The organism is Streptomyces sp. NRRL F-525 (assembly GCF_000716605.1).
Taxonomy (GTDB): Bacteria; Actinomycetota; Actinomycetes; order Streptomycetales; family Streptomycetaceae; genus Streptomyces.
Map to the genome: position 1 here is coordinate 65939 of NZ_JNXE01000023.1, position 24683 is coordinate 90621.

The 24683-nt window shown below is 68.8% G+C and carries 22 protein-coding genes and 1 tRNA gene; 9 read left to right on the forward strand and 14 right to left on the reverse strand.

All coding sequences use genetic code 11. The features are described 5' to 3' along the window. Positions 1-178 precede the first annotated feature (178 nt). From OO69_RS29295 to OO69_RS29315, 5 genes are all read left to right on the forward strand, one after another. Positions 179-1171, forward strand: a complete 993-nt coding sequence (locus OO69_RS29295) for a carbohydrate ABC transporter permease (RefSeq protein WP_033283828.1) — start codon at positions 179-181, stop codon at positions 1169-1171. Between the two features lie 14 nt (positions 1172-1185). Then, positions 1186-2106, forward strand: a complete 921-nt coding sequence (locus tag OO69_RS29300; protein ID WP_033283829.1) for a carbohydrate ABC transporter permease — start codon at positions 1186-1188, stop codon at positions 2104-2106. 169 nt (positions 2107-2275) lie between these two features. Further along, on the forward strand, positions 2276-3730 hold the full coding sequence (locus OO69_RS29305; protein ID WP_033283830.1) for a GH1 family beta-glucosidase: 1455 nt from the start codon (positions 2276-2278) through the stop codon (positions 3728-3730). Between the two features lie 107 nt (positions 3731-3837). After that, positions 3838-4893: a LacI family DNA-binding transcriptional regulator gene (locus OO69_RS29310; protein ID WP_033283831.1), complete on the forward strand. Its 1056-nt coding sequence runs from the start codon at positions 3838-3840 to the stop codon at positions 4891-4893. 63 nt (positions 4894-4956) lie between these two features. Then, positions 4957-5742: a serine/threonine protein kinase gene (locus tag OO69_RS29315; RefSeq protein WP_033283832.1), complete on the forward strand. Its 786-nt coding sequence runs from the start codon at positions 4957-4959 to the stop codon at positions 5740-5742. On the opposite strand, the gene OO69_RS29320 is transcribed toward OO69_RS29315, so the two are convergent. The 5 genes from OO69_RS29320 to OO69_RS29340 all read right to left on the reverse strand — a co-directional run bounded on the left by OO69_RS29320 (position 5714) and on the right by OO69_RS29340 (position 9164). Beyond that, complete coding sequence (locus OO69_RS29320) at positions 5714-6226, reverse strand: GNAT family N-acetyltransferase (protein WP_199811051.1); 513 nt, start codon at positions 6224-6226, stop codon at positions 5714-5716. The genes OO69_RS29315 and OO69_RS29320 overlap by 29 nt on opposite strands. A gap of 75 nt (positions 6227-6301) precedes the next feature. Continuing rightward, positions 6302-6374: transfer RNA gene (locus OO69_RS29325), tRNA-His, on the reverse strand. A gap of 82 nt (positions 6375-6456) precedes the next feature. After that, a complete protein-coding gene (gene orn / locus OO69_RS29330) occupies positions 6457-7059 on the reverse strand; it encodes an oligoribonuclease (RefSeq protein ID WP_078652613.1) in 603 nt (200 codons plus the stop codon). A 120-nt stretch (positions 7060-7179) separates the two neighbouring features. Next, complete coding sequence (locus OO69_RS29335; protein WP_033283834.1) at positions 7180-8442, reverse strand: GlxA family transcriptional regulator; 1263 nt, start codon at positions 8440-8442, stop codon at positions 7180-7182. A gap of 377 nt (positions 8443-8819) precedes the next feature. After that, positions 8820-9164, reverse strand: a complete 345-nt coding sequence (locus OO69_RS29340; RefSeq protein ID WP_033283835.1) for a hypothetical protein — start codon at positions 9162-9164, stop codon at positions 8820-8822. Between the two features lie 321 nt (positions 9165-9485). On the opposite strand from OO69_RS29340, the gene OO69_RS29345 reads away from it, so the two are divergent. Further along, the gene (locus OO69_RS29345; RefSeq protein WP_019065779.1) at positions 9486-10013 is read left to right on the forward strand and encodes a universal stress protein; all 528 of its coding nucleotides are present in this window, start codon (positions 9486-9488) and stop codon (positions 10011-10013) included. Between the two features lie 120 nt (positions 10014-10133). Continuing rightward, complete coding sequence (locus OO69_RS29350; RefSeq protein WP_033283836.1) at positions 10134-10697, forward strand: GPR1/FUN34/YaaH family transporter; 564 nt, start codon at positions 10134-10136, stop codon at positions 10695-10697. A gap of 123 nt (positions 10698-10820) precedes the next feature. On the opposite strand, the gene glmS is transcribed toward OO69_RS29350, so the two are convergent. Together glmS and OO69_RS29360 are read right to left on the reverse strand one after the other, a co-directional pair. Beyond that, a complete protein-coding gene (gene glmS, locus OO69_RS29355) occupies positions 10821-12638 on the reverse strand; it encodes a glutamine--fructose-6-phosphate transaminase (isomerizing) (RefSeq protein WP_033283837.1) in 1818 nt (605 codons plus the stop codon). A 12-nt stretch (positions 12639-12650) separates the two neighbouring features. After that, entirely contained in the window at positions 12651-12908 is a 258-nt protein-coding gene (locus OO69_RS29360) for a hypothetical protein (protein ID WP_033283838.1), read from the reverse strand. A 165-nt stretch (positions 12909-13073) separates the two neighbouring features. Between OO69_RS29360 and OO69_RS29365 the strand changes: the two genes are divergently transcribed. Next, positions 13074-14648 carry a purple acid phosphatase family protein gene (locus OO69_RS29365; RefSeq protein ID WP_033283839.1) on the forward strand — a complete coding sequence of 525 codons (1575 nt, stop codon included), beginning with the start codon at positions 13074-13076 and terminating at the stop codon, positions 14646-14648. A gap of 71 nt (positions 14649-14719) precedes the next feature. On the opposite strand, the gene OO69_RS29370 is transcribed toward OO69_RS29365, so the two are convergent. Further along, positions 14720-15598, reverse strand: coding sequence for a DUF4429 domain-containing protein (locus OO69_RS29370; protein ID WP_033283840.1), 879 nt, complete (start codon positions 15596-15598; stop codon positions 14720-14722). Positions 15599-15693: 95 nt separating this feature from the next. On the opposite strand from OO69_RS29370, the gene OO69_RS29375 reads away from it, so the two are divergent. Beyond that, positions 15694-17283: a beta-N-acetylhexosaminidase gene (locus OO69_RS29375; protein WP_033283841.1), complete on the forward strand. Its 1590-nt coding sequence runs from the start codon at positions 15694-15696 to the stop codon at positions 17281-17283. 70 nt (positions 17284-17353) lie between these two features. On the opposite strand, the gene OO69_RS29380 is transcribed toward OO69_RS29375, so the two are convergent. The 6 genes from OO69_RS29380 to OO69_RS29405 form a co-directional block, all read right to left on the reverse strand. Next, the gene (locus tag OO69_RS29380) at positions 17354-19132 is read right to left on the reverse strand and encodes an IucA/IucC family protein (RefSeq protein WP_033283842.1); all 1779 of its coding nucleotides are present in this window, start codon (positions 19130-19132) and stop codon (positions 17354-17356) included. Further along, positions 19129-19674, reverse strand: a complete 546-nt coding sequence (locus tag OO69_RS29385) for a GNAT family N-acetyltransferase (protein WP_033283843.1) — start codon at positions 19672-19674, stop codon at positions 19129-19131. The genes OO69_RS29380 and OO69_RS29385 overlap by 4 nt, the downstream gene beginning before the upstream one ends. Further along, a complete protein-coding gene (locus OO69_RS29390; RefSeq protein ID WP_033283844.1) occupies positions 19671-20954 on the reverse strand; it encodes a lysine N(6)-hydroxylase/L-ornithine N(5)-oxygenase family protein in 1284 nt (427 codons plus the stop codon). The genes OO69_RS29385 and OO69_RS29390 overlap by 4 nt, the downstream gene beginning before the upstream one ends. After that, on the reverse strand, positions 20938-22380 hold the full coding sequence (gene desA, locus OO69_RS29395) for a lysine decarboxylase DesA (protein WP_033283845.1): 1443 nt from the start codon (positions 22378-22380) through the stop codon (positions 20938-20940). The genes OO69_RS29390 and desA overlap by 17 nt, the downstream gene beginning before the upstream one ends. 152 nt (positions 22381-22532) lie before the next feature. After that, entirely contained in the window at positions 22533-23366 is an 834-nt protein-coding gene (locus OO69_RS29400; RefSeq protein WP_033283846.1) for a siderophore-interacting protein, read from the reverse strand. Between the two features lie 108 nt (positions 23367-23474). Next, positions 23475-24524 (reverse strand): ABC transporter substrate-binding protein, encoded by a 1050-nt coding sequence (locus OO69_RS29405; RefSeq protein ID WP_033283847.1) that lies wholly within the window; start codon positions 24522-24524, stop codon positions 23475-23477. Positions 24525-24683: the final 159 nt, after the last annotated feature.

Genomic DNA, 24683 nt, shown 5'->3' on the forward strand with positions numbered 1-24683 from the left:
GCCCAGGTCGTCAACTGCCGGTCTGCTCCGCGGTGTTCGGCGCACACGCACCGGACGCCGCCGCACCGTGTCCGCCGGACCGGCGGCCCGACGGCGACGACGTGTCCCGGGCGAGGAGCCCGGCCCCGCGCCCGCCCCCTGCCCGTACCCGGCCGAGATCCAGGGAAGGACTCCCTCCGTGGCAACCACAACCCCCACACGGGGCGCCCCCACCCCGCCACCCGGCGGGGCCGGCGCCGTACCGAAAGAACCCAGCGTGTGGCGTACCCGCCTGTGGCGCCTCGACGACAAGGCGTCGCCGTACGCGTACATCGCCCCCTTCTTCCTCATCTTCGGTGCCTTCGGCCTCTACCCGATGCTGTACACGGGCTGGATAGCCATGCACCGGGTGGAGATGACGAGCCTGAGCCAGTCCGAGTGGGTCGGCTGGGACAACTTCGCGAAGATCCTCCAGGACTCCGAGTTCTGGACCGCGGTCACCAACACCTTTGTCATCGGCGTCATTTCGACCGTTCCGCAGCTCCTGATGGCCCTGGGTCTGGCCCACCTGCTCAACTACAAGCTGCGCGCCAGCACCTTCTGGCGGACGGTGATCCTCACCCCGTACGCCACCTCGGTGGCGACCGCGGCCCTTGTCTTCGCCCTGGTCTTCCGGGCCGACGGCGGGCTGCTCAACTGGGTGCTGCACTTCGTCGGCATCGGCAACACCGACTGGGGCAACGGCGAGTGGTCGTCCAAGTTCGCCATCTCGGCCATCGTGATCTGGCGCTGGACCGGCTACAACACCCTGATCTATCTGGCGGCCATGCAGGCCGTCCCCACGGACCTGTACGAGGCGGCCTCGATCGACGGGGCGACGCGCTGGCAGCAGTTCCGCAAGGTGACCATCCCCTCGCTGCGGCCGACGATCCTGTTCACCATCGTCATCTCGACCATCGGTTCCATGCAGCTGTTCGGTGAGCCGCTGCTGCTCCAGGGCGGCACGCTCGGCTCCACCGGAGGCAGCGAGCACCAGTACGAGACGCTCAGCATCTACCTCTTCAACTACGGCTGGAAGCTCGGGCACTTGGGCCCGGCCGCGGCCGTCGCCTGGGCCATGCTCGTCCTGCTGCTGCTCATTGCCCTGATCAACCTGATCGTCGGCCGGGTCCTGCGCAAGAGCGCGGCGTGACGGGAGCGAAATCGATGACCACGACCAGCACCACTCCGACCGCGCCGGACCTCGATCCGGCGCCGCTTCCCGTCACCCCCGGCACCGGCCGCCGCCGTTTCAAGATCGGCGCCGGCCAGCAGCTCAAGGGCGGCCCGTTCACCTACGCGGCCCTGATCATCGTCGGCCTCGGCTCGGTCTTCCCGCTGTACTGGACGCTGGTGGCCGCCTCCCACGACCAGCAGCGGGTCCTCGACAGCCCGCCACCGCTGCTGCCGGGCGGCCGGCTGTGGACCAACCTCCAGTCGGCCTGGGACCAGGCCCACCTGGGGAAGGCCATCGTCAACACCGTCGTCGTGGCCGGCTCCATCACCGCGGCCACGCTGTTCTTCTGCACCCTCGCCGGGTACGCCTTCGCCAAGATGCGCTTCCGCGGCCGCGGCGCCCTGATGACCGCGGTGATCGCGACCCTGACGATCCCGCCCCAACTCAGCGTCGTACCGCTGTTCATGATGATGGCGGACATCGGCTGGGGCGGAAAACTGGAGTCGGTGATCTTCCCGACCCTCGTCGGTGCCTTCGGCGTCTTCTTCATGCGGCAGTACCTGCTGGAGGCCCTGCCCTACGAGCTCATCGAAGCGGCCAAGGTGGACGGCGCGAGCAACATCCGCATCGTCTGGAACGTGGTCCTGCCCGCCGCCCGCCCCGCGATGATGGTGCTCGGGATGCTCACCTTCGTGCAGGCGTGGAACGACTTCTTCTGGCCCTTCCTCGCCCTGAACCAGGACAACCCCACCATCCAGGTGGCGCTCGGGCAGCTCAGCGCCTCCTACACCCCCGACCAGAGCATCGTCATGGCCGGGGCGCTGATCAGCACCCTGCCGCTGCTCCTGGTGTTCGTGATCTTCGGCAAGCAGATCATCGGCGGCATCATGGCGGGCGCCGTCAAGGGCTGACACCGGGCGGCCGACCACCGGTCGCACAGGCCCAGTTCACCCTCCCGTACGGCCCGCCCCGCACGCGGGCCGTACCCGGCCGGGCGCCCACCGTCGTGCCCCGTCCGCTTCCCCCCTCATCGCCGGACCCCCGTCCGGCTTTTACCCACTCCACTTCGGGAGCGCTCACATGACCGCCGTACGACATGAGACCAAGGCCGCGCCGGCGTCCGCGACCTCCTTCCCCCCGGGCTTCGTCTGGGGCGCCGCCACCGCCGCCTACCAGGTCGAGGGCGCCGCCGCGGAGGACGGCCGGACCCCCTCCATCTGGGACACCTTCAGCCACACCCCGGGCAAGGTGCGCAACGGCGACACCGGTGACATCGCCGCCGACCACTACCACCGGTACCGCGACGACGTGGCGCTGATGAAGGACCTCGGCCTCAAGGCGTATCGGTTCTCCATCTCCTGGTCCCGGGTCCAGCCCACCGGACGCGGACCCGCCGTGGAGCGCGGCCTCGACTTCTACCGCCGGCTCGCCGACGAACTCCTCGCGGCCGGCATCACCCCCGTCGCCACCCTCTACCACTGGGACCTGCCGCAGGAGCTGGAGGACGCGGGCGGCTGGCCGCAGCGCGACACCGCGCACCGCTTCGCCGAGTACGCCGAGATCATGGGCCGGGCCCTGGGCGACCGCGTCGGCCTGTGGACCACCCTCAACGAGCCCTGGTGCAGCGCCTTCCTGGGCTACGGCTCCGGCGTGCACGCCCCCGGCCGCACCGACCCGGCGGCCACCCTCCGCGCCGCGCACCACCTCAACCTCGGTCACGGCCAGGCGGTCGGGGCGCTGCGCGAGGTACTGCCGGCCACCGCGCAGACCTCCATCACCCTCAACCTGCACCAGGTGCGCCCGCTCACCGGCAGCCCCGAGGACGCGGAGGCCGCCCGCCGTATCGACGCGGTCGGCAACCGGATCTTCACCGGCCCCCTGCTCGACGGCGCCTACCCCGAGGACCTGCTCGCCGACACCGCGCACCTCGTCGACTGGGCGGAGCTGGTGCGGGACGGCGACCTGGCCGAGATCTCCCGGCCCATCGACGTGCTCGGCGTCAACTACTACGCGCCGACGGTCGTCTCGGCCGGCTCGGGCGACGGTGCCACCAAGAACGACGGCCACGGCGCGAGCGACCACACACCGTGGACGGGCTCCGAGAACGTGGACTTCCACCTCGCCAACGACGACCTCACGGCCATGAACTGGGCGATCGACCCCAGCGGCCTGCACACCCTCCTGACCGACCTGGCCGCCTCGCACCCCGGGCTGCCGCTGATGGTCACGGAGAACGGCGCCGCGTTCGACGACTACATCTCCCCCGAGGGCCTGGTCAACGACCCGCAGCGCATCGCCTATCTCCACGCCCACCTGGACGCCGTCCGCCGGGCGGTCGCCGACGGAGCCGACGTGCGCGGCTACTTCCTGTGGTCCCTGCTCGACAACTTCGAGTGGTCCTACGGCTATTCGAAGCGCTTCGGCGCCGTCTACGTCGACTACTCCACCCAGCGCCGCATCCCCAAGGCGAGCGCCCACTGGTACGCCGGGGTGATCCGCGGCAACGCCCTGCCGACGGTCGGCGAGGACGGGTGAGTCCCGGCGGGCGGTGACCCCGGCCGACGAGGGACGATGGAGGGCGGGGCGTCCGGCCTCGACTGTTACATTCCTGGCCTGAAAGCTGCGAACGGAAGGCGGCGACCATGGCGGTCAGCGGTGGGCGGAACCGGGGCGGCAGGCGGCCGACCCTGGAGGAGGTCGCCGCCCGTGCCGGTGTGGGCCGCGGCACGGTCTCCCGGGTGATCAACGGCTCGCCCCGGGTCAGCGACGCGACCCGCGCCGCCGTCGAGGCGGCGGTCGCGGAGCTGGAGTACGTCCCGAACACGGCGGCCCGGGCGCTGGCCGCCAACCGCACGGACGCGATCGCCCTCGTCGTCCCCGAGCCGGAGACCCGCTTCTTCGCGGAACCGTACTTCTCCGACATGCTCAAGGGCGTCGGCACCCAACTGTCCGACACCGAGATGCAGTTGCTGCTCATCTTCGCGGGCAGCGACCGGGAGCGGCAGCGCCTCGCCCAGTACCTGGCAGCCCACCGGGTGGACGGCGTCCTGCTCGTCTCGGTCCACGCGGACGACCCGCTGCCGGACCTGCTGGCCGCGCTGGAGATCCCGGCGGTGATCAGCGGCCCCCGCTCGGCCGTCGAGCCCCTGACCTCGGTCGACTCGGACAACTACGGCGGCGCCCGCTCCGCCGTGGAACACCTCCTGTCCCGCGGCCGCACCCGCATCGCCCACATCACCGGCCTCCTGGACGTCTACGGCGCCCAGCGCCGCGTCGCCGGCTACCGCGAGGCCCTGCTCGACGCGGGCCACGAACTGGACGAACACCTCATCCAGCCGGGCGACTTCACCGAGGAGGGCGGCCGCCGCGCGATGAAGGAACTGCTGGCCCGCCGCCCCGACGTCGACGCGGTCTTCGCCGGCTCGGACGTCATGGCGGCGGGCGCCCGCCAGGTCCTCCGCGAGGAGGGCCGCCGCATCCCGGACGACGTGGCCCTCGTCGGCTACGACGACTCGGCCATCGCCCGCCACATGGACCCGCCCCTCACCAGCGTCCGCCAGCCGATCGAGGAGATGGGCCGCGCGATGATCGACCTCCTCCTCGCGGAGATCGCGGACCGCCGCCCGGCGACTCCCCGCGGCCCGGAACGACAACACGCGGTGCTGGCAACGGAGTTGGTGACGCGGGCGTCGTCCTGAAGTCCGGGGCGCGTATGGGGTTTTTGCTCCTCACCCGGTCGTTCACCGTCCAGGCTGGTCCCCATGACACCCCGTCAGCACCCCCTCCTGACCGTCGACGAGATCCCCGCGACCGAGCCCTACCTCCACACGGTGGGCAAGGTCTTCCGCGCCTTCCGCGAACAGGACTCCGGTTGTGTCTCCTACGGCGTCCAACTCCCGGACGGGGAACGCTGGTTCGTGAAGGAGGCGACAACTCCCGCCGCCCAGACCTCACTTGACGGCGCCTGGTCCTTCCACCGGGCGGTACGGCACCCGGCGATCGTCCCGCAACTGCACCGGATCGCCGTGACGGACAGCGGCCGTACGGCGGCCGTCCTGCCCTGGCGCCACGGCGAGTCCCTCTACGGCCCCGCCCGCGCCCGCTTCCGCGCCCTGCCCCTCGCCTCCGTCCTCCGCGCCGTCGACCGCGTCCTGGACGCGCACCTCACGGTGGAGGCCGCCGGAATGGTGGCGGTCGACCTGTACGACGGCGCGTTCCTCTACGACTTCGGCGCCGACGTCCTCCACCTCATCGACCTAGACGAGTACCGCCCCGGCCCCTTCGTCCTCCAGGGCGACCGCCTCCCGGGCTCGGCCCGCTTCATGGCCCCCGAGGAGTGGCACCACGGCGCCCGCATCGACATCCGTACGACGGTCTACGCCCTCGGCCGCACCGCCCGGCTGCTCCTCGACGCGGGGGAGGGCGAGCGGGCCTGGCGGGGTACGGCGGCTCAACTCACCGTGCTGGAAAGGGCTACCCGTGCCGATCCCGCCGAACGGTTCGCGGGCGTACGGGAGTTCACGGACGCGTGGCGCGCTGCCACCTGATCTCGTCGTCCTGCGACTGCTCCGACGGCGTCAGCCCCGCCGCCGTGGCGACCGCCGCGGATGCCCGATGGTCCGGGTGGATGTGCGCCACGACCGTACGAACCGCCTGTTCTTCGAGCCAGGACACCAGGCCCCGCGCCGCTTCGCTCGCCAGGCCGCGGCCCTGCCAGGGTGCCCCGACCACCCAGGCGATCTCGGCCTCGGACCCGGTCACGGTCGCCTGGACGGTGCCCGTAAAGCAGGAGTCGGAACGGAGGCGGATGACCCAGTTGAGCCAGGAGACGGCCGGATCAGGGGAGCCGGCGACCAGGCGCTCGTAGCGAGTGCGAAGGGCGGCGGGAGTGAGGGGAGCCCCGCCGATGTAGGTGTGGAGGGCGGGGGAGGAGAGGACCGCTGCCATTTCCTCCGCGTGCGCCGCGCTCAGCGGGATCAGATCCAGGCGGGCGGTGCTGATGAGTTCGGCGTGCACTGCAGACAGGTCCATCGCAGGCGGGCTCCCGTCGCCGGAAAACGAATCAGCCGGTGACCTCGTTTCCGAAGTCACCGGCTGATTACTCAGGGTGAGTGACGGGACTTGAACCCGCGACTTCCTGGACCACAACCAGGTGCTCTACCAGCTGAGCTACACCCACCATGCCCGGTCGTTCACTCTGTAAGTTTCCGACCGGCCGAGAAAAAGTGTACAGGGTCCGAAGGGGTGCTCGCGCACGCCTTTTACGAGGTGGGCAGGACGTGCTTCGCGGCGATCGTGCGGGCCGTCTCCGAGTCCGGGCCGGGCTGCGGGACGAAGATCGCCTCGCGGTAGTAGCGCAGCTCGGCGATGGATTCGCGGATGTCGGCGAGGGCGCGGTGATTGCCCTTCTTCTCGGGGCTGTTGAAGTACGCCCGCGGGTACCAGCGGCGCGCCAGCTCCTTCACCGAGGACACGTCCACGATGCGGTAGTGGAGGTACTCCTCCAGGGTCGGCATGTCACGGAGCAGGAAACCGCGGTCGGTGCCGACCGAGTTGCCGCACAGCGGGGCCTTGCCCGGCTCCTTGACGTGCTCCCGGATGTACGCCAGGACCAGCTCCTCGGCGTCGGCCAGCGTCGTACCGCCGGCCAGCTCGTCGAGCAGGCCGGACGCGGTGTGCATCTGGCGTACTACGTCCGGCATCGTCTCCAGTGCCTGGTCCGGCGGGCGGACGACGATGTCCACCCCTTCGCCGAGCACGTTCAGCTCGGAGTCGGTGACGAGGGCGGCCACCTCGATGAGAGCGTCGTCTGACAGCGAGAGGCCGGTCATCTCGCAGTCGATCCACACCATGCGATCGTTCATGTGTCTAACCTTAAGGTGCGTGCCGCCCGGCTGAGCCGACCGTGCGCCGACCTTGTGCCACCGGTACATGCGGAAACCCCCGGAGATCTCCTGCGAGAGACCTCCGGGGGCGTGCGGTTGCTACGTCGCGCTCCGCTGGCCGGGCAGACTCGCGGCCCGGCTTGTGGCGTACGCCTCACGGCCGTTCTCCGCGGCGGAAGCCGACGCGGACGCCGTCGCCGACAGCGCGTTCGCCGCCGTACGACGCGACTGCATCGGGACCGGGCCGTCCGGGTGCAGCGCGGGCGGCAGCCCGGCCGGACCCAGGGACGCCGGACCGCCGGGCTGGCCGGGAGCGCCGTCGCCGTCCACCTGCTTGTCGCCCTGGGGCCTGCGGGCGCGGTACGCGGCCCGGTAGGCGGCGGGCGACGAGCCCAACTGGCGCCGGAAATGGCCGCGCAGGGCCACCGGCGAGCGGAAGCCGCAGCGGCCCGCGACCTCGTCCACCGAGTAGTCCGACGTCTCCAGCAGACGCTGCGCCTGGAGCACCCGCTGCGTGATCAGCCACTGCAGGGGAGCGCTCCCGGTGAGCGAGCGGAAGCGGCGGTCGAACGTACGCCTGCTCATGTACGCGCGTGCCGCCAGCGTCTCCACGTCGAACTGTTCGTGGAGGTGCTCCAGCGCCCAGGCGACGACCTCCGCGAGCGGGTCGGCGCCGATCTCCTCTGGTAAAGACCGATCGAGGTAGCGCTCCTGACCGCCGCTTCGGCGCGGCGGGACCACCAGGCGCCGGGCGAGCGCGCCGGCCGCCTCGTTGCCGTGGTCCGTCCGCACGATGTGGAGACAGAGATCGATTCCGGCCGCCGTACCGGCGGACGTCAGCACGTCACCGTCGTCGACGAAGAGTTCCCTCGGATCGACGTGCACCGACGGATAGCGCTTGGCCAGCGTCGGCGCGTACATCCAGTGGGTGGTCGCGGGACGGCCGTCCAGCAGGCCCGCCGCGGCCAGCACGAAGGCGCCGGTGCACAGGCCGACGATGCGGGCCCCTTCTTCGTGCGCACGGCGGATCGCGTCGAGTGCCTCCTCCGGCGGCGGCGAGGTGATCGACCGCCAGGCCGGCACGACGACGGTGCCCGCCCGTGAGATCGCCTCCAGGCCGTGCGGTGTGGTGAGTTCCAGCCCGCCGGTCGTGCGCAACGGTCCTTCTTCGCCACCGCACACAAGAAGGCGGTAGCGCGGAACTCCGGCGTCCTGCCGGTCGATTCCGAACACCGACAGCGGTATGGAACTCTCGAAGATGGGGCCGCCGCTGAACAGCAGCACCGCGACGATCTCCTTGCGGCGTCGCCCGGAAAGCTTCCGGGCCGCGGCTTCCGGCGCGGCAGTGGAGTCGTGGCTCATACTGCTAAGCCCCCCTCGGTGGTCGCGGCTCCTCGGTTGTGTCGCTCCTGCACGTTTCCCCTCGGTCCTGCACGAGTCCCCCGCCGTAAGACGTCAAGATCGAATCTACTGTGTCCAGTGGTGCCGGGGTGACCAGTTCGGCAACCGGCACATTGTCGACATGGCAACTTGGCGTGAAGCATTCGATCACGAAGCGTTGCACTCGTGGGCCGTGCAGGGAAGTGCGCCTCGTCGTAGTGGCCAATCCCCGTAGGGTGCGCAAGGCCCCCCAGACCCTTTCGGTGCAGGTGGAACGGGGGTTGGGGGGTGGTTCGGACAACAGATGCGCGGTGGCCGGAAGTTGGCTGAAAAGCGTCGGGCGCGTGCGCTGAAACCGGTCAGTCGACCGGTGTACTTCCCCCGGCGTGCCGCCCGCCCCTGTGCGCCCCCGCCGGGGCCCGGTGACGGTGGCCGCGGTGCGGGGAGTGTTCTTCGGCCAGTGGCGGTGCCTGCTCCTCGGGCAGCAGTCGGGCCTCGCCCTGTTCGGACCGGCGCAGCAGCACCCGGCAGGCGGCGGTGACGGCCGCGAGGCCCAGGGCCGTGCCGGTGGCGCCGGCGAACGAGGTGCCGTACCAGAGGAGGACCACGGGGACGAGGACACAGCTGAAGACCGCCCAGCGGACCACGTCGGTGGCGGTGTCGTGGCTGGGGTGTGCCTCGGAGGTCGTGCGGTGTCCGGACATGGCGTGCTCCCTGGGGCGGCGGCTCGCCGGGTTCAACGCGTGTTCGATGCGTCGGTCACTGTAGGGCAGTCCATGGAGGGACACGGACGCCCGCGGATAAGTGAATCCTGTGCAAACCGCCTGTACGGGGCAGCAACCATTGCGTTACGGGCGCCCCCTCGTGCATGCTCCGGGGAACTCCGCCGGAGCATGCGCGGGATATGGGCTAAGGAGGAGTGCCGCCGTACCCTTGGGGGTATGGGGTTGGGAAGATGATTCCCGGACACAGCTCCGCCGCACCCTGTTGTCCCCTCCCAAGAGGATCAAAAAGCCGAGACACCCATGGCCGGTCACGAATCTTTCGAACCAGCGGACCGCAAGCGCCCCGTCGCCGATCCCACGGCGGCCGAGCCCCTGGCGGCGGAACAGCCACGTCATTCCTGCGATCCAGCCTTCAAGCACGGAGTGGTCGTCGGCTTCGACGGCTCCACGTCCAGTGAGCGTGCCCTCGCCTACGCGATCGGCATGGCCCATCGCTCGGGCTCGGGCCTGGTCATCGTGCATGTCGCCAACCGGCTGCCCACCACGGTGTGGGCGGGCTGCGAGCCACCGGTCTTCGTCGATGTGCCGGACCACCGCACCGAGGTGCTGGGTCTGGAGCTGGCGTGCGCCGAGTACTTGGCGGAAGTGCCCTGGATCCTTGTCGAGCGTGGCGGCGACATCTGCCATGAACTCGAAGAGGTGGGGCGGGAGTACGAGGCGGACGCGATCGTCGTGGGCTCGACCCACGGGATCGTCGGGCGCATCTTCGGGTCCGTCGCGGGGCGGCTCGCGAAGCGGGCGCAGCGGCCTGTCGTCGTCATCCCGTAAGTCGTAGGTCCAACTCGGCGGTCGGCTCCGAATTCCCTGTTGTGCAGAGGTGTTTGTGTCCTTGTGAAGGGCATATATCGGTCACACCGCACAAACGCACATGCATGAAGGGAGCCCGCCGTGGACAATGACGTCTCCGCGGGAAGCGCCACCTCGATCGTCGGCCGACTCGCCCTGGGAATCACCCTGTTGGCCTTCGGGCTCGGGTACACGAATGTCATCAACGGGGTCTCTACAGCTGACGCCGTGTCAATCGCCCATTACGTGGGCGGAGTTGCCCTCTTCCTCGTCGGACTGCTCGCGTTCCGCGACGGTGACGCTGTCAGTGGTACGGCGTTCTCGGCGTTCGGGGCGCTCTGGTTCACGTGGGCCGTGTCCGCGGGGGGCTCCGCCTCGGACAACGCGGCGGGGTTGTTCCTGGTCCTGTTCGCCCTGGTCGCGCTCTCCGTGACGCTCGCGGGTGGGGACCAACTCACCCAGGCGACTTACGGGTTGTTCTTCGTCTCCCTCGTGCTGCTCGCCATCGCGCAGTTCGCCGGTAACGACGGGCTGGGCAAGGTTGGTGGGTGGTTCGGTGTCGCTGCGGGGGCTGTTGCCTGGTATTCGGCGACGGCGGCGTTGGCTCATTGGCCGACGGTTCTTCCGCGGCGGGCTGCGGGTCGGGGCGTGACGGCTACCAGTTGACCGGCAGTAGAAAGGCCCCCCACGTGCATGAGGCGCACGTGGGGGGCCTTTCTGTTTGTTGGCCTCTGCCGGCCGGTGGGGGCTGGTCGCGCAGTTCCCCGCGCCCCTAAAAGCAAAAGGCGTTTACTCGACCGTGACTGATTTGGCGAGGTTCCTCGGCTTGTCGATGTCCCTGCCCAGGGCCAACGCCGTGTGATACGCGAGGAGTTGGAGCGGGATGCCCATCAGGATCGGGTCCAGCTCGTCCTCGTTCTTGGGGACGACGATGGTCTGGTCGGCCTTTTCCTGGTGCTGGTGGGCCACCGCGAGGATGCGGCCGCTGCGGGCCTTGATCTCCTCCAGGGCGGCTCGGTTCTTCTCCAGGAGGTCGTCGTCGGGGACGATCGCGACCGTGGGGAGGGCCGGCTCGATGAGGGCGAGGGGGCCGTGCTTCAACTCCGAGGCGGGGTAGGCCTCGGCGTGGATGTACGAGACCTCCTTGAGCTTCAGGGAGGCCTCACGGGCCACTGGGTAGCCGCGGACCCGGCCGATGAAGAGCATCGAGTGGGCCTCGGCGTACTCGGCGGCCAGCTTCTTGATCTCCTCCTCCTGGTCCAGGATCTCGGTGATCTGGGCCGGGAGCTTGCGCAGGCCCTCGATGATGCGCTTGCCGTCGCGGACCGAGAGGTCGCGGGTGCGGCCGAGGTGGAGCGCCAACAGGGCGAACGCCACTGTGGTGTTGGTGAAGCACTTGGTCGAGACGACGCAGACCTCGGGGCCCGCGTGCACGTACATGCCGCCGTCCGCCTCGCGGGCGATCGCCGAGCCTACGACGTTGACGACACCGAGGACCCTCGCGCCCTTGCGCTTCAACTCCTGTACTGCCGCCAGGACGTCGTACGTCTCGCCCGACTGGGAGACCGCGATGTACAGGGTGTCGGGGTCGACTACCGCGTTGCGGTACCGGAATTCGGAGGCCGGCTCGGCGTCCGCGGGGATGCGGGCCAGCTCCTCGATCATCTGGGCGCCGATCATGCCCGCGTGGTACGAGGTGCCGCAGCCGAGGATCTTCACGCGGCGGATCTGCCGGGCCTCGCGGGCGTCCAGGTTCAGGCCGCCGAGGTGCACGGTGGAGAAGCGGTCGTCGATGCGGCCGCGCAGCACGCGGTCCACGGCGTCGGCCTGCTCGAAGATCTCCTTGTGCATGTAGGTGTCGTGGCCGCCCATGTCGTAGGAGGCGGCCTCCCACTCGACGGTGGTCGGCTCGGACGTGGTGCGGGTGCCCTCGGTCGTGTATGTCCGGAAGTCGTCGGCCTTGAGGGTGGCCATCTCGCCGTCGTCCAGGGTCACTATCTGGCGCGTGTGCGTCACCAGTGCGGCGATGTCCGAGGCGACGAACATCTCCTTCTCGCCGATCCCGAGGACCACCGGGGAACCGTTTCGAGCCACCACGATGCGGTCGGGGAAGTCGGCATGCAGGACGGCGATGCCGTAGGTGCCCTCGATCACCCGGAGCGCGTCGCGGACCTTGTCCTCGAGCTTCTCCTGCTGCGAGCGGGCGATGAGGTGGGTGAGGACCTCGGTGTCGGTCTCGGAGAGGAACTCGACGCCGTCCGCCTCCAGCTTCTTCCGGAGGTCGGACGCGTTGTCGATGATGCCGTTGTGGACGACGGCGACCTTGCTGTCGGCGGACAGGTGCGGGTGGGCGTTCACGTCGGAGGGGGCGCCGTGGGTGGCCCAGCGGGTGTGGGCGATTCCGGTGGTGCCCTTGAAGCGTGCCGGGACCTTGGCCTCCAGGTCACGGACCCGGCCCTTGGCCTTGACCATCTTCAGGCCGGCCGTCTTGGGGGTCGTCACGACGATGCCCGCCGAGTCGTAGCCGCGGTACTCCAGCCGCTGCAGGCCCTCCAGCAGAAGCGGAGCAACGTCACGCTTGCCGATGTATCCGACGATTCCGCACATGTATAAGCATTCCTAGCCGTAGACGATGCGGCGCAACTGCCTGAGCGTGAGCTCCGGTGGTGCGACCGCCCGGTATTTCAGGTCCGCCTCGATCCGGTCGAAGATCGTCGCGTTGACCAGGCCCTGGGCCTGGAGCTCGCGGTGGCGGCGACGGACGTACTCCTCGGTCGTCTCGTCGAAGTAGGCGAGCACGTCCTGGATCACCCGCAGTGCCTCGCCCCGGTTGAGGGGTGAGGAGCGCGTCAGATGATCAACGAGTTCGTCGTGCACCCGGTTGATCCTGGGGTACCGAAGGGAGGTTTGCAAGAATCCTGCCCGATATCGGGCAACGGCCTGTTGAAAGTCTTATGGGGCTCTGTTCGTAAGCTGTCCATCCTGTGTCTTGCGCACCGTTGCTCATGTCGACGAGTTTCAGACGCCATGGACATTCCTCGTATGGGCGTACCCGCGGAGCTCGCAGAGCGCATGAGCATGGCGGAGCAGCACGAGTACCTGCGCGCGAGATTCTCGCGGCGCACGATGATCAGGGGCGGTGCCGTCACGCTCGGCGCCGTCGCGGGTGGCGTGTTCGTACCGGGCGGTATAGCCCAGGCGGCCGTCCCCACCCAGGCCACCACCAAGACCACCCCGGCCACGGAGTCGGTGGACGGGGCCCTCGTCTCCCCGTTCGGCCGCCACCTCGCCTTCGGCAACGACCCGAGCACGGAGGTGACGGTCTCCTGGCAGGTCCCGACCAACGTCAAGAAACCGTTCGTCCGGATCGGCGCGCACCCCTGGGACCTCTCCCACAAGATCGAGGCCGAGGTGCGCTCGCTGTACACCCCGGCGGGCGTCGGCGCGAGCGGCGACCACACCCAGTACTACCTGCACGCCAAGCTGACCCACCTGCGCCCGGGCAAGACGTACTACTACGGCGTCGGCCACGCGGGCTTCGACCCGGCCGAGGCCCATCTGCTCGGCACGCTGGGCACCTTCACCACCGCCCCCGACCGCGCCGTGCCGTTCACCTTCACCGCCTTCGGCGACGAGGGCGTCGGCTACCACGGCCTGGCCAACAACAGCCTCCTGCTCGGCCAGAACCCGGCCTTCCACCTGCACGCCGGCGACATCTGCTACGCCGACCCGGCGGGCGCGGGCCAGACCGCCGACGCCGGTTTCGACTCGCGCACCTGGGACCTGTTCCTCGCGCAGACCGAGTCGGTCGCCAAGTCCGTGCCGTGGATGCCCGCCTACGGCAACCACGACATGGAGGCCTGGTACTCGCCCAACGGCTACGGCGGCGAGGACGCGCGCTGGAACCTGCCGGACAACGGCCCCGACAAGGCGAACCTGCCGGGCGTCTACTCCTTCGTCTACGGCAACACGGCGGTCATCTCGCTGGACGCCAACGACGTGTCCTTCGAGATCCCGGCCAACCTCGGCATCTCCGGCGGCACCCAGACCAAGTGGCTGGAGGCGCAGCTCAAGAAGTACCGCGCGTCCAGGGACATCGACTTCGTGGTGATCTTCTTCCACCACTGCGCGTACTGCACCTCGACGGCGCACTCCTCGGAGGGGGGAGTGCGCAACGAGTGGGTGCCGCTGTTCGAGAAGTACACGGTGGACCTGGTCATCAACGGCCACAACCACCAGTACGAGCGCACCGACGTCATCAAGAAGAACGCGGTCGTCAAGAAGCTGCCGATCGGCGGCACGGCGTACCCGGAGACCGAGGGTGTCGTCTACGTGACGGCGGGCGCGGCCGGCCGCAGCCTGTACGCGTTCTCCGCCCCGGACTCCTACGAGGGCCACGTCGCCGACCTCGACTCGGTGGCCGCCTTCGTCAACACCAAGGACGGCAAGGTCAACGAGACGGTCGCGTGGTCGCGCGTCCGCTACCTCAACTACTCGTTCCTGCGCGTCGACGTCCAGCCCGCCCACAAGGGCCGTACGGCGACCCTGACGGTCCGCGGCATCGCCGAGACCGGCGCCGAGATCGACCGCTTCACGGTGGCACGCAAGGCCAAGTAGCTCTGAGCCAAACCGAGTTACGCCCGGAAGGCAGGGCGCCACTCATCCCGCAGGCGGTCCTCCCCGGATGGTCACATCCGTTTGAGGACCGCCTGTTTGGCCATCGTGAACTCCTCGTCCGTGAGCACCCCGTCCCGGTGCAGCTCCCCGAGTTCCCGCAGCCGCCGCAGCAGCGCGTCATGGCCGTCCTCCGCGGCGGCCGCCAACTGCCGTACGGGCTCGGGCTGTTCAGGCCGTACGTCCGTCTCGGCGGCCGGGTGCGGGAGGCGGGCCTGGACGGCCGCGGCGACCAGGGCCATCAGCGGATCCTTCTTGAAGCCCCACAACTCAACGGAGTTGGGGTCGTACTTGGGCGGAGCCTTGGTCGGCGCGTTGCGCACCGAGAAGCGGATGTAGCCGTTCTCCAGACCGGCCGACGGGCGCCACTCCACGCCGACGAGGTCCGTGACGGCGAGCGTGCGGGCACCGGCCGCCGACTTGGCGTCCTCGGTCTTCCAGTTCCACTCCAGCCGTACGCGCTCGCCGTCGAAGCTCGCCGTGCCGTCCCCGGCGGACACCGACAGCGGTACGGCGGGGCCCGGCAGCAGGTACGCGTCCACCGGGTCGGCCGGTACCTGGTCGAGCAGCAGGGCGCTGCGGACCTCGTCCACGAAGTACTCGGCGACGCCGTACCGGTCCGACTCGACGGGGAGTTGGTAGGGATCGTCGCCCTCGGTGAGGCGGCCGCCGGTGGCGTGCAGCAGGGGGTCGGCGCCGTCGCGCAGCCGCAGTCTCAGCCGCCCGGACTTCCGGCCCTGCTCGAAGGAGACGCCCGCCAACGCGCCCAAGGGGACGACGAGTTCGCCGAGTGTCTTGCGGAACAGGCCGACGTTCTTGTCCCGTCCTGGAGTCAGCCGCAGGGCGTCGCCGTCGAAGATCCAGGTGCCGTCCTTCTGGATGATTTCCGCCATAGGAAGGATTGTTCCACCGCTCTGCCGACAGAATGGTCTGTACCTGTCCGGGCTCAAAGGAAGTTCAAAGGAAGGGACCGCTCGTGAGACGCCTTGTGAGACAGCGCCACAGAACGACCCGCCTCCTCGGTTCGCTGCTGCTCGTCGCCGCCGCGAGCGTGTCCGTCGTCGGCGCCGCACCACCCGCCGCGCCCGCCGCCGCCACCCCGCTGGGCCGGGTGGTCCCGGCGCCCGCCAAGGTCACCCCCGCCGGCCATCCGTACCGGATCACGAGCGCCACCCGGATCCGCGTCGACGACACCCGTGAGTCGCGCCGGATCGGCGCGTACCTCGCGGGCATCCTGCGCCCCTCCACCGGCTACCGGCTGCCCGTCACCTCGCGCGGCAAGGGCGGCATCCAACTCCGCCTGGCCAACGGCACGTTCGGCGCCGAGGGCTACCGGCTCGTCAGTGGGGCCTCGGGGGTCACCATCACCGCGAGCAGGCCCGCAGGCCTCTTCCACGGCGTGCAGACCCTGCGCCAACTCCTGCCCGCCGCGGTGGAGAAGAAGTCGGTGCAGCGCGGCCCCTGGCAGATCGCGGGCGGCACGATCGAGGACTCCCCGCGCTACGCCTACCGCGGCGCGATGCTCGACGTCTCCCGGCACTTCTTCACCGTCGCCCAAGTCAAGCACTACATCGACGAGTTGGCGCTCTACAAGATCAACACCCTGCATCTGCACCTCAGCGACGACCAGGGCTGGCGCATCGCCGTCAACTCCTGGCCCCGCCTGGCGACTTACGGCGGCTCGACGGAGGTCGGCGGCGGCACCGGCGGCCACTACACGAAGGACGACTACAAGGAGATCGTCCGCTACGCCTCCTCGCGCTTCCTGGAGGTGGTCCCGGAGATCGACATGCCGGGCCACACCAATGCGGCCCTCGCCTCCTACGCCGACCTGAACTGCGACGGTGTCGCACCCCCGCTCTACACCGGCACGGACGTCGGCTTCAGCTCGCTGTGCGTCGGCAAGGACCTCACGTACCGCTTCGTGGACGACGTGATCCGTGAGCTGGCCGCGATCACTCCGGGCCGCTACCTCCACATCGGCGGCGACGAGGCGCAGTCCACCAGCCACGAGGACTACGTCAAGTTCATGGACCGGGTGCAGCCGATCGTCACCAAGTACGGCAAGACGGTGATCGCCTGGCACCAGATCACCGGCGCCCACCCCGTGAAGGGCGCCCTCGCCCAGTACTGGGGTCTCGACGACACCGACGCCGCCGAGAAGGCGCAGGTCGCCGAGGCCGCGAAGAACGGCACCGGGCTGATCCTCTCGCCCGCCGACCGGGTCTACCTCGACATGAAGTACACCGAGGCCACCCCGCTCGGCCAGGACTGGGCGGGCCTCGTCGAGGTCAAGCGGTCCTACGACTGGGACCCGGGCAACTACCTTCCCGGGGTGCCGAGTTCGGCGATCCGGGGTGTCGAGGCGCCGCTGTGGTCGGAGACGATCGTGACCGGCGCGAACATCGACTACATGGCCTTCCCGAGGCTCCCGGGCGTGGCCGAGCTGGGCTGGTCGCCGGCCTCGACGCACGACTGGGACACGTACAAGGTGCGGCTCGCGGCACAGGCCCCGCGCTGGGACGCGCTGGGGATCGACTACTACCGGTCGCCCCAAGTCCCTTGGACCGCACAGTAGTTGATCGGTCTGGGTAAAAGGGCGGACACCCCGGGGGACCGTACCCCGGGGTGCCCGCCTGCTTGTGGTGTCAGAACCCGGCGATGGGGTTCTTCAGTGTGCCGATGAGCTGGAGCGCGCCGGCCGGGTCCGCCAGGTCCACCATCTGCTTGTTGTTGCGCAGCTGGAGACGGTTGAGGCAGGACAGCGAGAACTCGGGCGCGAACATGTCGTACTGCCGGAACTTGTCGGCGAGTTCGGGTGCCGCGTCCTGGTACTCGCGGGTGACCTCCGCGACCGTACGCCAGAAGTCGTCCTCCTCCAGGACTCCCTCGGCGGCCAGGTTGGCGGCGAGCAAGCGGAAGAAGCAGTCGAAGACGTCGGTGAAGATCGAGAGCAGTTTCTTGTCCTCGGGGACCTCGACCCGCAGCCGCTCCACCGTCGGCGGCAGTACCGCGTCCGGGTCCATGACGGCGATCTCCTCGGCGATGTCCTTGTAGATCGCGCGCTCGACGACACCGTCCTTGAGGACGAGGATGACGTTCTCGCCGTGCGGCATGAACACCAGGTCGTAGGCGTAGAAGCTGTGCAGCAACGGGGTGAAGTACGCCCGCAGATACCGCCGCAGCCACTCCACCGGGGTCAGCCCCGACTGCTCGATCAGCGCGCCGGCGAAGGACGCGCCCTCGTGGTCGAGGTGCACCAGCGAGGCCATCGTCGCGAGGGACTCGCCGTCCTGGAGCGAGGAGACCGGGCTCTCGCGCCACAGCGCGGCGAGCATCTTGCGGTACGGCGAGTAGCGGTCGGTCGCGGCCTCGTACTCCAGGTGCCGGTAGCCGACGGCCGCCTGCTCGCGGATGATCGACAGGCCGGTGGACTTCAACACCGGGTCGTTCTCGATGAGTTGGGCGAGCCAGTCGTTGATCGCCGGGGTCGCCTCCATGTAGGCGGCCGACAGTCCACGCATGAAGCCCATGTTGATGACGGACAGGGCCGTCTTCACGTAGTGCTTCTCGGGGTGGGACTTGTTGAAGAAGGTCCGGATGGACTGCTGGGCGAGGTACTCGTCGTCGCCCTCGCCGAGGCACACGAGGTGGCCGCGGGCGATCTCGGCGGCGAAGGTGACGCTGAGCTTGTTCCACCACTGCCAGGGGTGGACGGGGATGAGGAGGTAGTCGTCCGGGTCGGCACCCTGCTCGGAAAGTGTTACGCGGAAACGGTTCAGCGTCACACTTCCCAGCTCCTCCCTCAGGAAGGACTCGTACTCGATGCCCACGCCCGCCGTGAACGCGGCCCGCGAGCGGTGCGCGGCCAGCCAGACCAGCCGGACCGGGCTCGCGGTCTCGGGGGCGTACGAGAGGTACTCGTGGATGCCGAAGCCGAGGCGGCCGTTGTTGGCGACGAAGCAGGGGTGGCCCTCGGTCATCCCGGTCTCGATGGCCTGGAAGTCGCTCTTCACCAGCTCGGCGACCGGGATCTGCGGCTTGGTGAGCTTGTAGCAGGTGCCGGAGAGCGTGGAGGAGATCTCCTCCAGGTAGACCGGCAGGATCTCCTCGCTCAGCCCGAGTGCCTGCTTCAGCTCGATGAAGAAGTCCAGCGCGGCGAGCGGGAGTTCGGCCCCGTCGCGGTGCCGGGTGATCGAGTCGGCGTCGACCTGCCAGTGGTCGAGGGCGTACCGGGTGGCGGCGAACCGGTAGCGGGTCAGCCCGTCGTCACTCCGGACGACGTACAAGTCGCCGTCCTTCTCGGCCGGTTCGGGGGTGATCAGCCGCTCGTGCGCGAACTCGGCGAGGGCCTTGCGGATGAGGAGGCGGTTGGCCTTCTCCCAGCGCTCGGGGGAGAGATGGGCGACGGCGTCGGCGAGGCTCATGCGGACACCGCCGTAGCGGCCAAGCTGCGCCTTTTAAGGAAGCGTTCCCGTGTGCAGAAGCTCAACAAGGCTTTCTTCTCCGGCTTTTGGATCTCACGCTCGGGCACGAACCCGACCGCCTCGTTCAGGGCGTGGACGGCGGTGTTGGACACGTCCGGTTCCACGACGACACGGGCGACGGCCGGGTCCTCGAAGAGGCGGGCCATCACGGCGGTGATCACCGCACGGGTGAAGCCGTGGACGGGCGCCTCCGTGGCCGGCGTCAGGAAGTGCATGCCGACGTCACCGGGCAACGGCTCGTACAGGCCCACCAGTTCGCGATGACGGGGGTCGTAGTACTCCATGAGGAAGGCGGGAACACCGTCCTGCAGCCCGAGCAGCGCGTGCTGGTGCTCGTCGGCCGCGATCTCCATGTACGCGCGCTCGACGTCCTCCAGTCTCGCGTCCTGCATCATCCAGAACGCGGCCTTGGGATGCGTGAGCCACCGGTGCAGCAACTCGGCGTCCTGGAGCGGGTCGAGGGGGCGGAAGGTGAAGGTCATACGGCGAACTCCTGGAACGCGATGGTCTGTTCGACCGGGTAGTACTCGGTGCCGAGCAGCTCACGGATGATGTACGAGTTGCGGTACGCGCCCATGCCCAGGTCCGGGGACGTGATGCTGTGCGCGTGGACGCCGGCGTTCTGCAGGAAGACGCCCCGGCCCGTGGTGTCGATGGAGTAGTTGCGCGCGATGTCGAAGTTGCCCCGCGAGTCGTAGCGCAGCCGCTCGTGGACGGGCTTGAGGAACTCCGGCTCGGCGTACTTGTAGCCGGTGGCGAGGATCAGGCCCTGGGAGCGCAGGGTGTAGTCCTTCTCCTGCTCCTCCTGGCGCAGCCCCAGCTCGTACACGCCGTCGCGGTAAGTGGCGCTGTCCAGCGAGGAGTTGGTGAGCAGCCGGGTGGGGACGGGCCCGCCGACCTTCTTCTGGTAGAGCAGGTCGAAGATCTCGTTGACGAGGTCGCCGTCGATGCCCTTGAACAGGCCCTTCTGCTCGGCCGTGAGGCGGTAGCGGGTCTGTTCCGGCAGGGCGTGGAAGTAGTCGATGTACTCCGGGGAGGTCATCTCCAGCGTGAGTTTCGTGTACTCCAGAGGGAAGAAGCGCGGCGAGCGCGTCACCCAGTTCAACTCGTAGCCGTGGACGTCGATCTCACTGAGCAGGTCGTAGTAGATCTCGGCGGCGGACTGCCCGCTGCCGACCAGCGTGATCGACTCCTTGGCCTGCAACTCCGCTTTGTGCTGCACGTAGCGGGAGTTGTGGATGAAGTCGCCGCCCAGACCGGCGACGGCCTCCGGGAGATACGGCGGGGTACCGGTGCCCAGGACCAGCTGCCGGGCGCGGAACACGTCACCGGCCTCGGTCCGGACGACGTAGACCTCGGTCTCGTCCTCGTACGTCACTTCGCTGACCGTCGTGCTGAAGCGCACGTTGGTGAGCTTGTTGGCGGCCCAGCGGCAGTAGTCGTCGTACTCGACGCGCAGCGGGTAGAAGTTCTCGCGGATGTAGAAGGGGTACAGACGCCCCTTCTCCTTCAGGTAGTTGAGGAAGGAGTACGGCGAGGTCGGGTCGGCCAGCGTGACCAGGTCCGACATGAACGGGGTCTGGAGGTGCGCGCCGTCGAGGAACATGCCGGCGTGCCACTCGAAGTCGGGCTTCGAGTCCAGGAAGACACCGTCGAGTTCGGCGATGGGCTCGGTGAGGCAGGCGAGGCCGAGGTTGAAGGGCCCGAGCCCGATGCCCACGAAGTCGTAGGTCTTGTTCGAGGCTTCAGGATGCGCGGTCAAGGGACTCTCCCAGGTACTGCTCGGCGTGGCCGGCGATCAGGTCGAGGACGGCGGCGATGTCGTCGGCCGTCGTCTCGGGGTTGAGCAGGGTGAACTTCAGGTAGTGGCGGCCCGCGACCTTGGTGCCCGCGACCACCGCGTCACCGGAGGCGAACAGGGCCTTGCGGGCGTACAGGTTGGCGCGGTCGATCTCGGCCGGGTCGGTGACGGCGGCGGGGATGTAGCGGTAGACGAGGGTGGAGAGCGAGGGCGCGACCACGACGTCGAAGCGCGGATCGGCGGCAAGCAGCTTCCACCCTTCCTCCGCCAACTCGCAGACCTCGTCGAAGAGTTGGCCGATGCCGTCGGCGCCCATCACGCGCAGCGTCATCCACAGCTTGAGCGCGTCGAAACGGCGGGTGGTCTGGAGGGACTTGTCGACCTGGTTGGGGATGCGCTCCTGCACCGCGCGGCGCGGGTTGAGGTACTCCGCGTGGTAGGTCGCGTGGCGCAGGGTGTCGGCGTCGCGGACCAGCAGGGCGGACGAACTCACCGGCTGGAAGAAGGACTTGTGGTAATCCACGGTGACCGAGTCGGCGCGCTCGATGCCGTCGATCCGGCTCCGGTGCTTCAGCGAGGCGAGCAGCCCGCAGCCGTAGGCCGCGTCCACGTGCATCCACACCCCGAACTGCTCGCACAGGGCGGCGACTTCGGGCAGCGGGTCGATGGAACCGAAGTCGGTGGTGCCGGCGGTGGCGACGACGGCCATGGGGACGAGCCCGGCGCTCTTGCAGCGCTCCAGTTCGCGGGCGAGGGCAACGGTCTGCATCCGCTTGTCGGCGCCGACAGGTATCGACACGACGGCGTCCTGCCCAAGTCCCAGCAGTTTTGCCGACTTCTTCACGCTGAAGTGGCTGACCTCGGAGGCGAAGATACGCAGTTTGGCGAGACTGTCGGTCTTCGCCTCCTCACGGGCCAGCAGCAGCGCCTGGAGGTTGGACTGGCTGCCGCCGGAGGTGAACACCCCGTCCGCGTGCGGCCCGAGGCCGATCCGCTCGTTCGTCCAGTCGATCAGTTTCCGCTCGATGAGGGTGCCGCCGGCCGACTGGTCCCAGGTGTCCAGGGAGGAGTTGACGGCGGAGAGCACCGCCTCGCCGAGCACGGCCGGGATGACGACCGGGCAGTTGAGGTGGGCGAGGTAGCGCGGGTGGTGGAAGTAGATCGCGTCACGCAGATAGACCTCGTCCAGCTCGTCCAGCACCGCGGCGGTGTCGTGGAGCGGGCGGTCGAGGTCGATCCGGTCGATGAGGGGGGAGAGGGCGTCGACCGTGACGCCGGTGAACGGCCGTTCGGTGGTGGCGAGTTTGGCCGCCACCCGCTCCACGCCTTCCGTCACGGAGCGGCGGTAGTGCTCCGCAGTCGTGTCATTGAGCAGGTGCGAGCGCATGTGGGGGTCCTCCGGTGGGGAAGTCCGTGCGGGACAGGTGAGCGGCGGGGTTCCGCAACATCAACTTAGGTAAGCCTAACCTAACTTAACGTCCACGAAACCCGCCGCTCCCGTGACAGCCGTCACTCACGCCCCAGCTGCCCCGCGCACCGTCACCCGGCGTCGCGCAACTGCTCCTCGCTGAGCCCCTGCCGCCAGTACCCGACAAAGGTCACCCGCCGCCGGTCGAACCCCCGCTCACCCACGAAGTGCCGCCGCAACGCCTTCACTTGACCGGCCTCACCGGCGATCCACACGTACGGCCGCTCGGCAGAAGGCAGTTGGGCATCCCGAAGGGCTCCGAGGGCCATGGGCGACCCCTCGACGCCCTGGTTCTCCCGCACCAGCCAGGTCACTTCGGCATCGGCGTCGGTGACCAAGTCCTGCATATCTCCGGCATGTTGAACTTCGAGCCACACTCGCGCACGGACACCGGAGGGCAGCGCTTCAAGAACCGCGGACACGGCCGGCACGGCAGTCTCATCGCCCCACAGGACCAAGAGATCGGCATCCTCCGGCGGCCGGAACCGAATCGCCCGATTGTCCGCGACCGCGGGCCCGAGCAACACGACCCGATCCCCGGGTGCGGCAAGAGAGGCCCAACGGGAAGCGGGCCCGGCGGGCTCGTGCAACACGAAGTCGATATCGATCTCGTCAGGATCGCGGCGCAAGGCGCGCAAAGTGTACGACCGCATCACGGCCCGCACGTCGTCCGGCAGTTCACGCCACCCCTGCCACCACCCGTCACCAAGCTCGTACGGCACAGCGGGCTCCAACTGGCCCGGCTGGGGCAGAAAAAGCGACAGGGACTGATCACACCCGTCGGAGAAGAACCAAGCCAGATCGTCCCCACCAAAGGACACCCGAACCAGAGACGGCCCAAGCCGCTCCGTCCGCAAAACCTGAAGGGAAAAAAAGCGAAACGGGACGGCAACAGCCGTAGTCACGGGGCAACTCCTAATCGCAGGTCAAGGCCAACCCCCCAGGGGCGCGGGGAACTGCGCGCCCAGCCACACACGGCCCGCAGCTCCCCACAAAGCGCAACCACCCCTAAATCAACTGACCTTCTTCGCGCCTTCGATCGCCTTCGCGAGATCCTCAAGCAACGGCGCACACTTGGCGTAGGACAGAATCGGCTCAGGGTTACGCGCGATGACCTGCCCCGCCTTCACAGCCGGCAGCTTCTTCCACGTGCCCTCAGTGATGTCCGCGGGCTGAATCGCCGAAGTCCGGTTGTCCATCATGATGATGTCCGCCCCGTACTTGTCGACATTCTCCCAGCTCAGATTCTCGAACCACCCACCACTCGCCTTGAGCGCGGCAGCGGACGGCTCGACGAAGTTCACGCCGAGAGCCTTGTAGTACTCGAGGTCGGCGGAGAGATTGGACCCGGAGACGTAGAAGATGTCCTGGCTCGCGGACCCGGCGAGCACCTTGATGTCCGGCTTCGCCTTGGCCGCGGCCCGCAGCCGAGCGGCCGCGTCCTCGAACCGCTTCTTCGCCGCGGTGATCGTGGAAGAACTAGTGTCCGCCCCAAGGGACTTGGCAAGCTCCAGCATCCGCCCGAGCGGCGTCGGCAGCTGGATGTCGTACACCGAGATACCGACGGTCGGCGCCCCCACCGCGAGGATCTTCTTCTTCGACTCCTCCGGGACGTACCAGAGCGTGCCGGCCGAGTCGAACATCGTGGTGATGAGGACGTCGGGGGAGAGCGCCGCGTACTTCTCGATGTTGAACTGGCCCCACTCGTTGCCGATGATGGTGACCTTGCTGATGTCGAGGTCGCCGGCCTGCACGTCGGCCTTGCCGTCCTTCAGCTTGGTCGGCCCGAAGACGCCCTTCGACTCGATGCCGTAGTCGTGCAGCGCGGCGGCGACACCGATGAACGAGACGATGTTCGCCGGGGTCTTGTCGGCCTTCGCGGTGGTGCCGCGGTCGTCCTTGAAGGTCCAGGGGCCGGACTTGGCGGCCGCCGTCTCCTTGTCCGAGCCACCGCTTTTCGCGTCGTCGTCGCCGCAGGCCGCGAGCGCGGCACCGAGGCCGAGGGCGCCGCCCGCGGCGAGGATGCCGCGGCGGGAGAGGTGAGTGGCACGGGCGTTGGACATGTGTGGCTGCTTTCGAACAGGGCGGGAGCGCCCGCCGGACAATTCGAAGGTAGGTTAGCCTAACCTCACTATCTGTCCAGTGGGCGGGGTTGCCGCCGCCCGGGTCTGTACGCGCCCTGTGCCTGTCCTGTGCCGGACTTATGAGCCCATGTCCCAGGC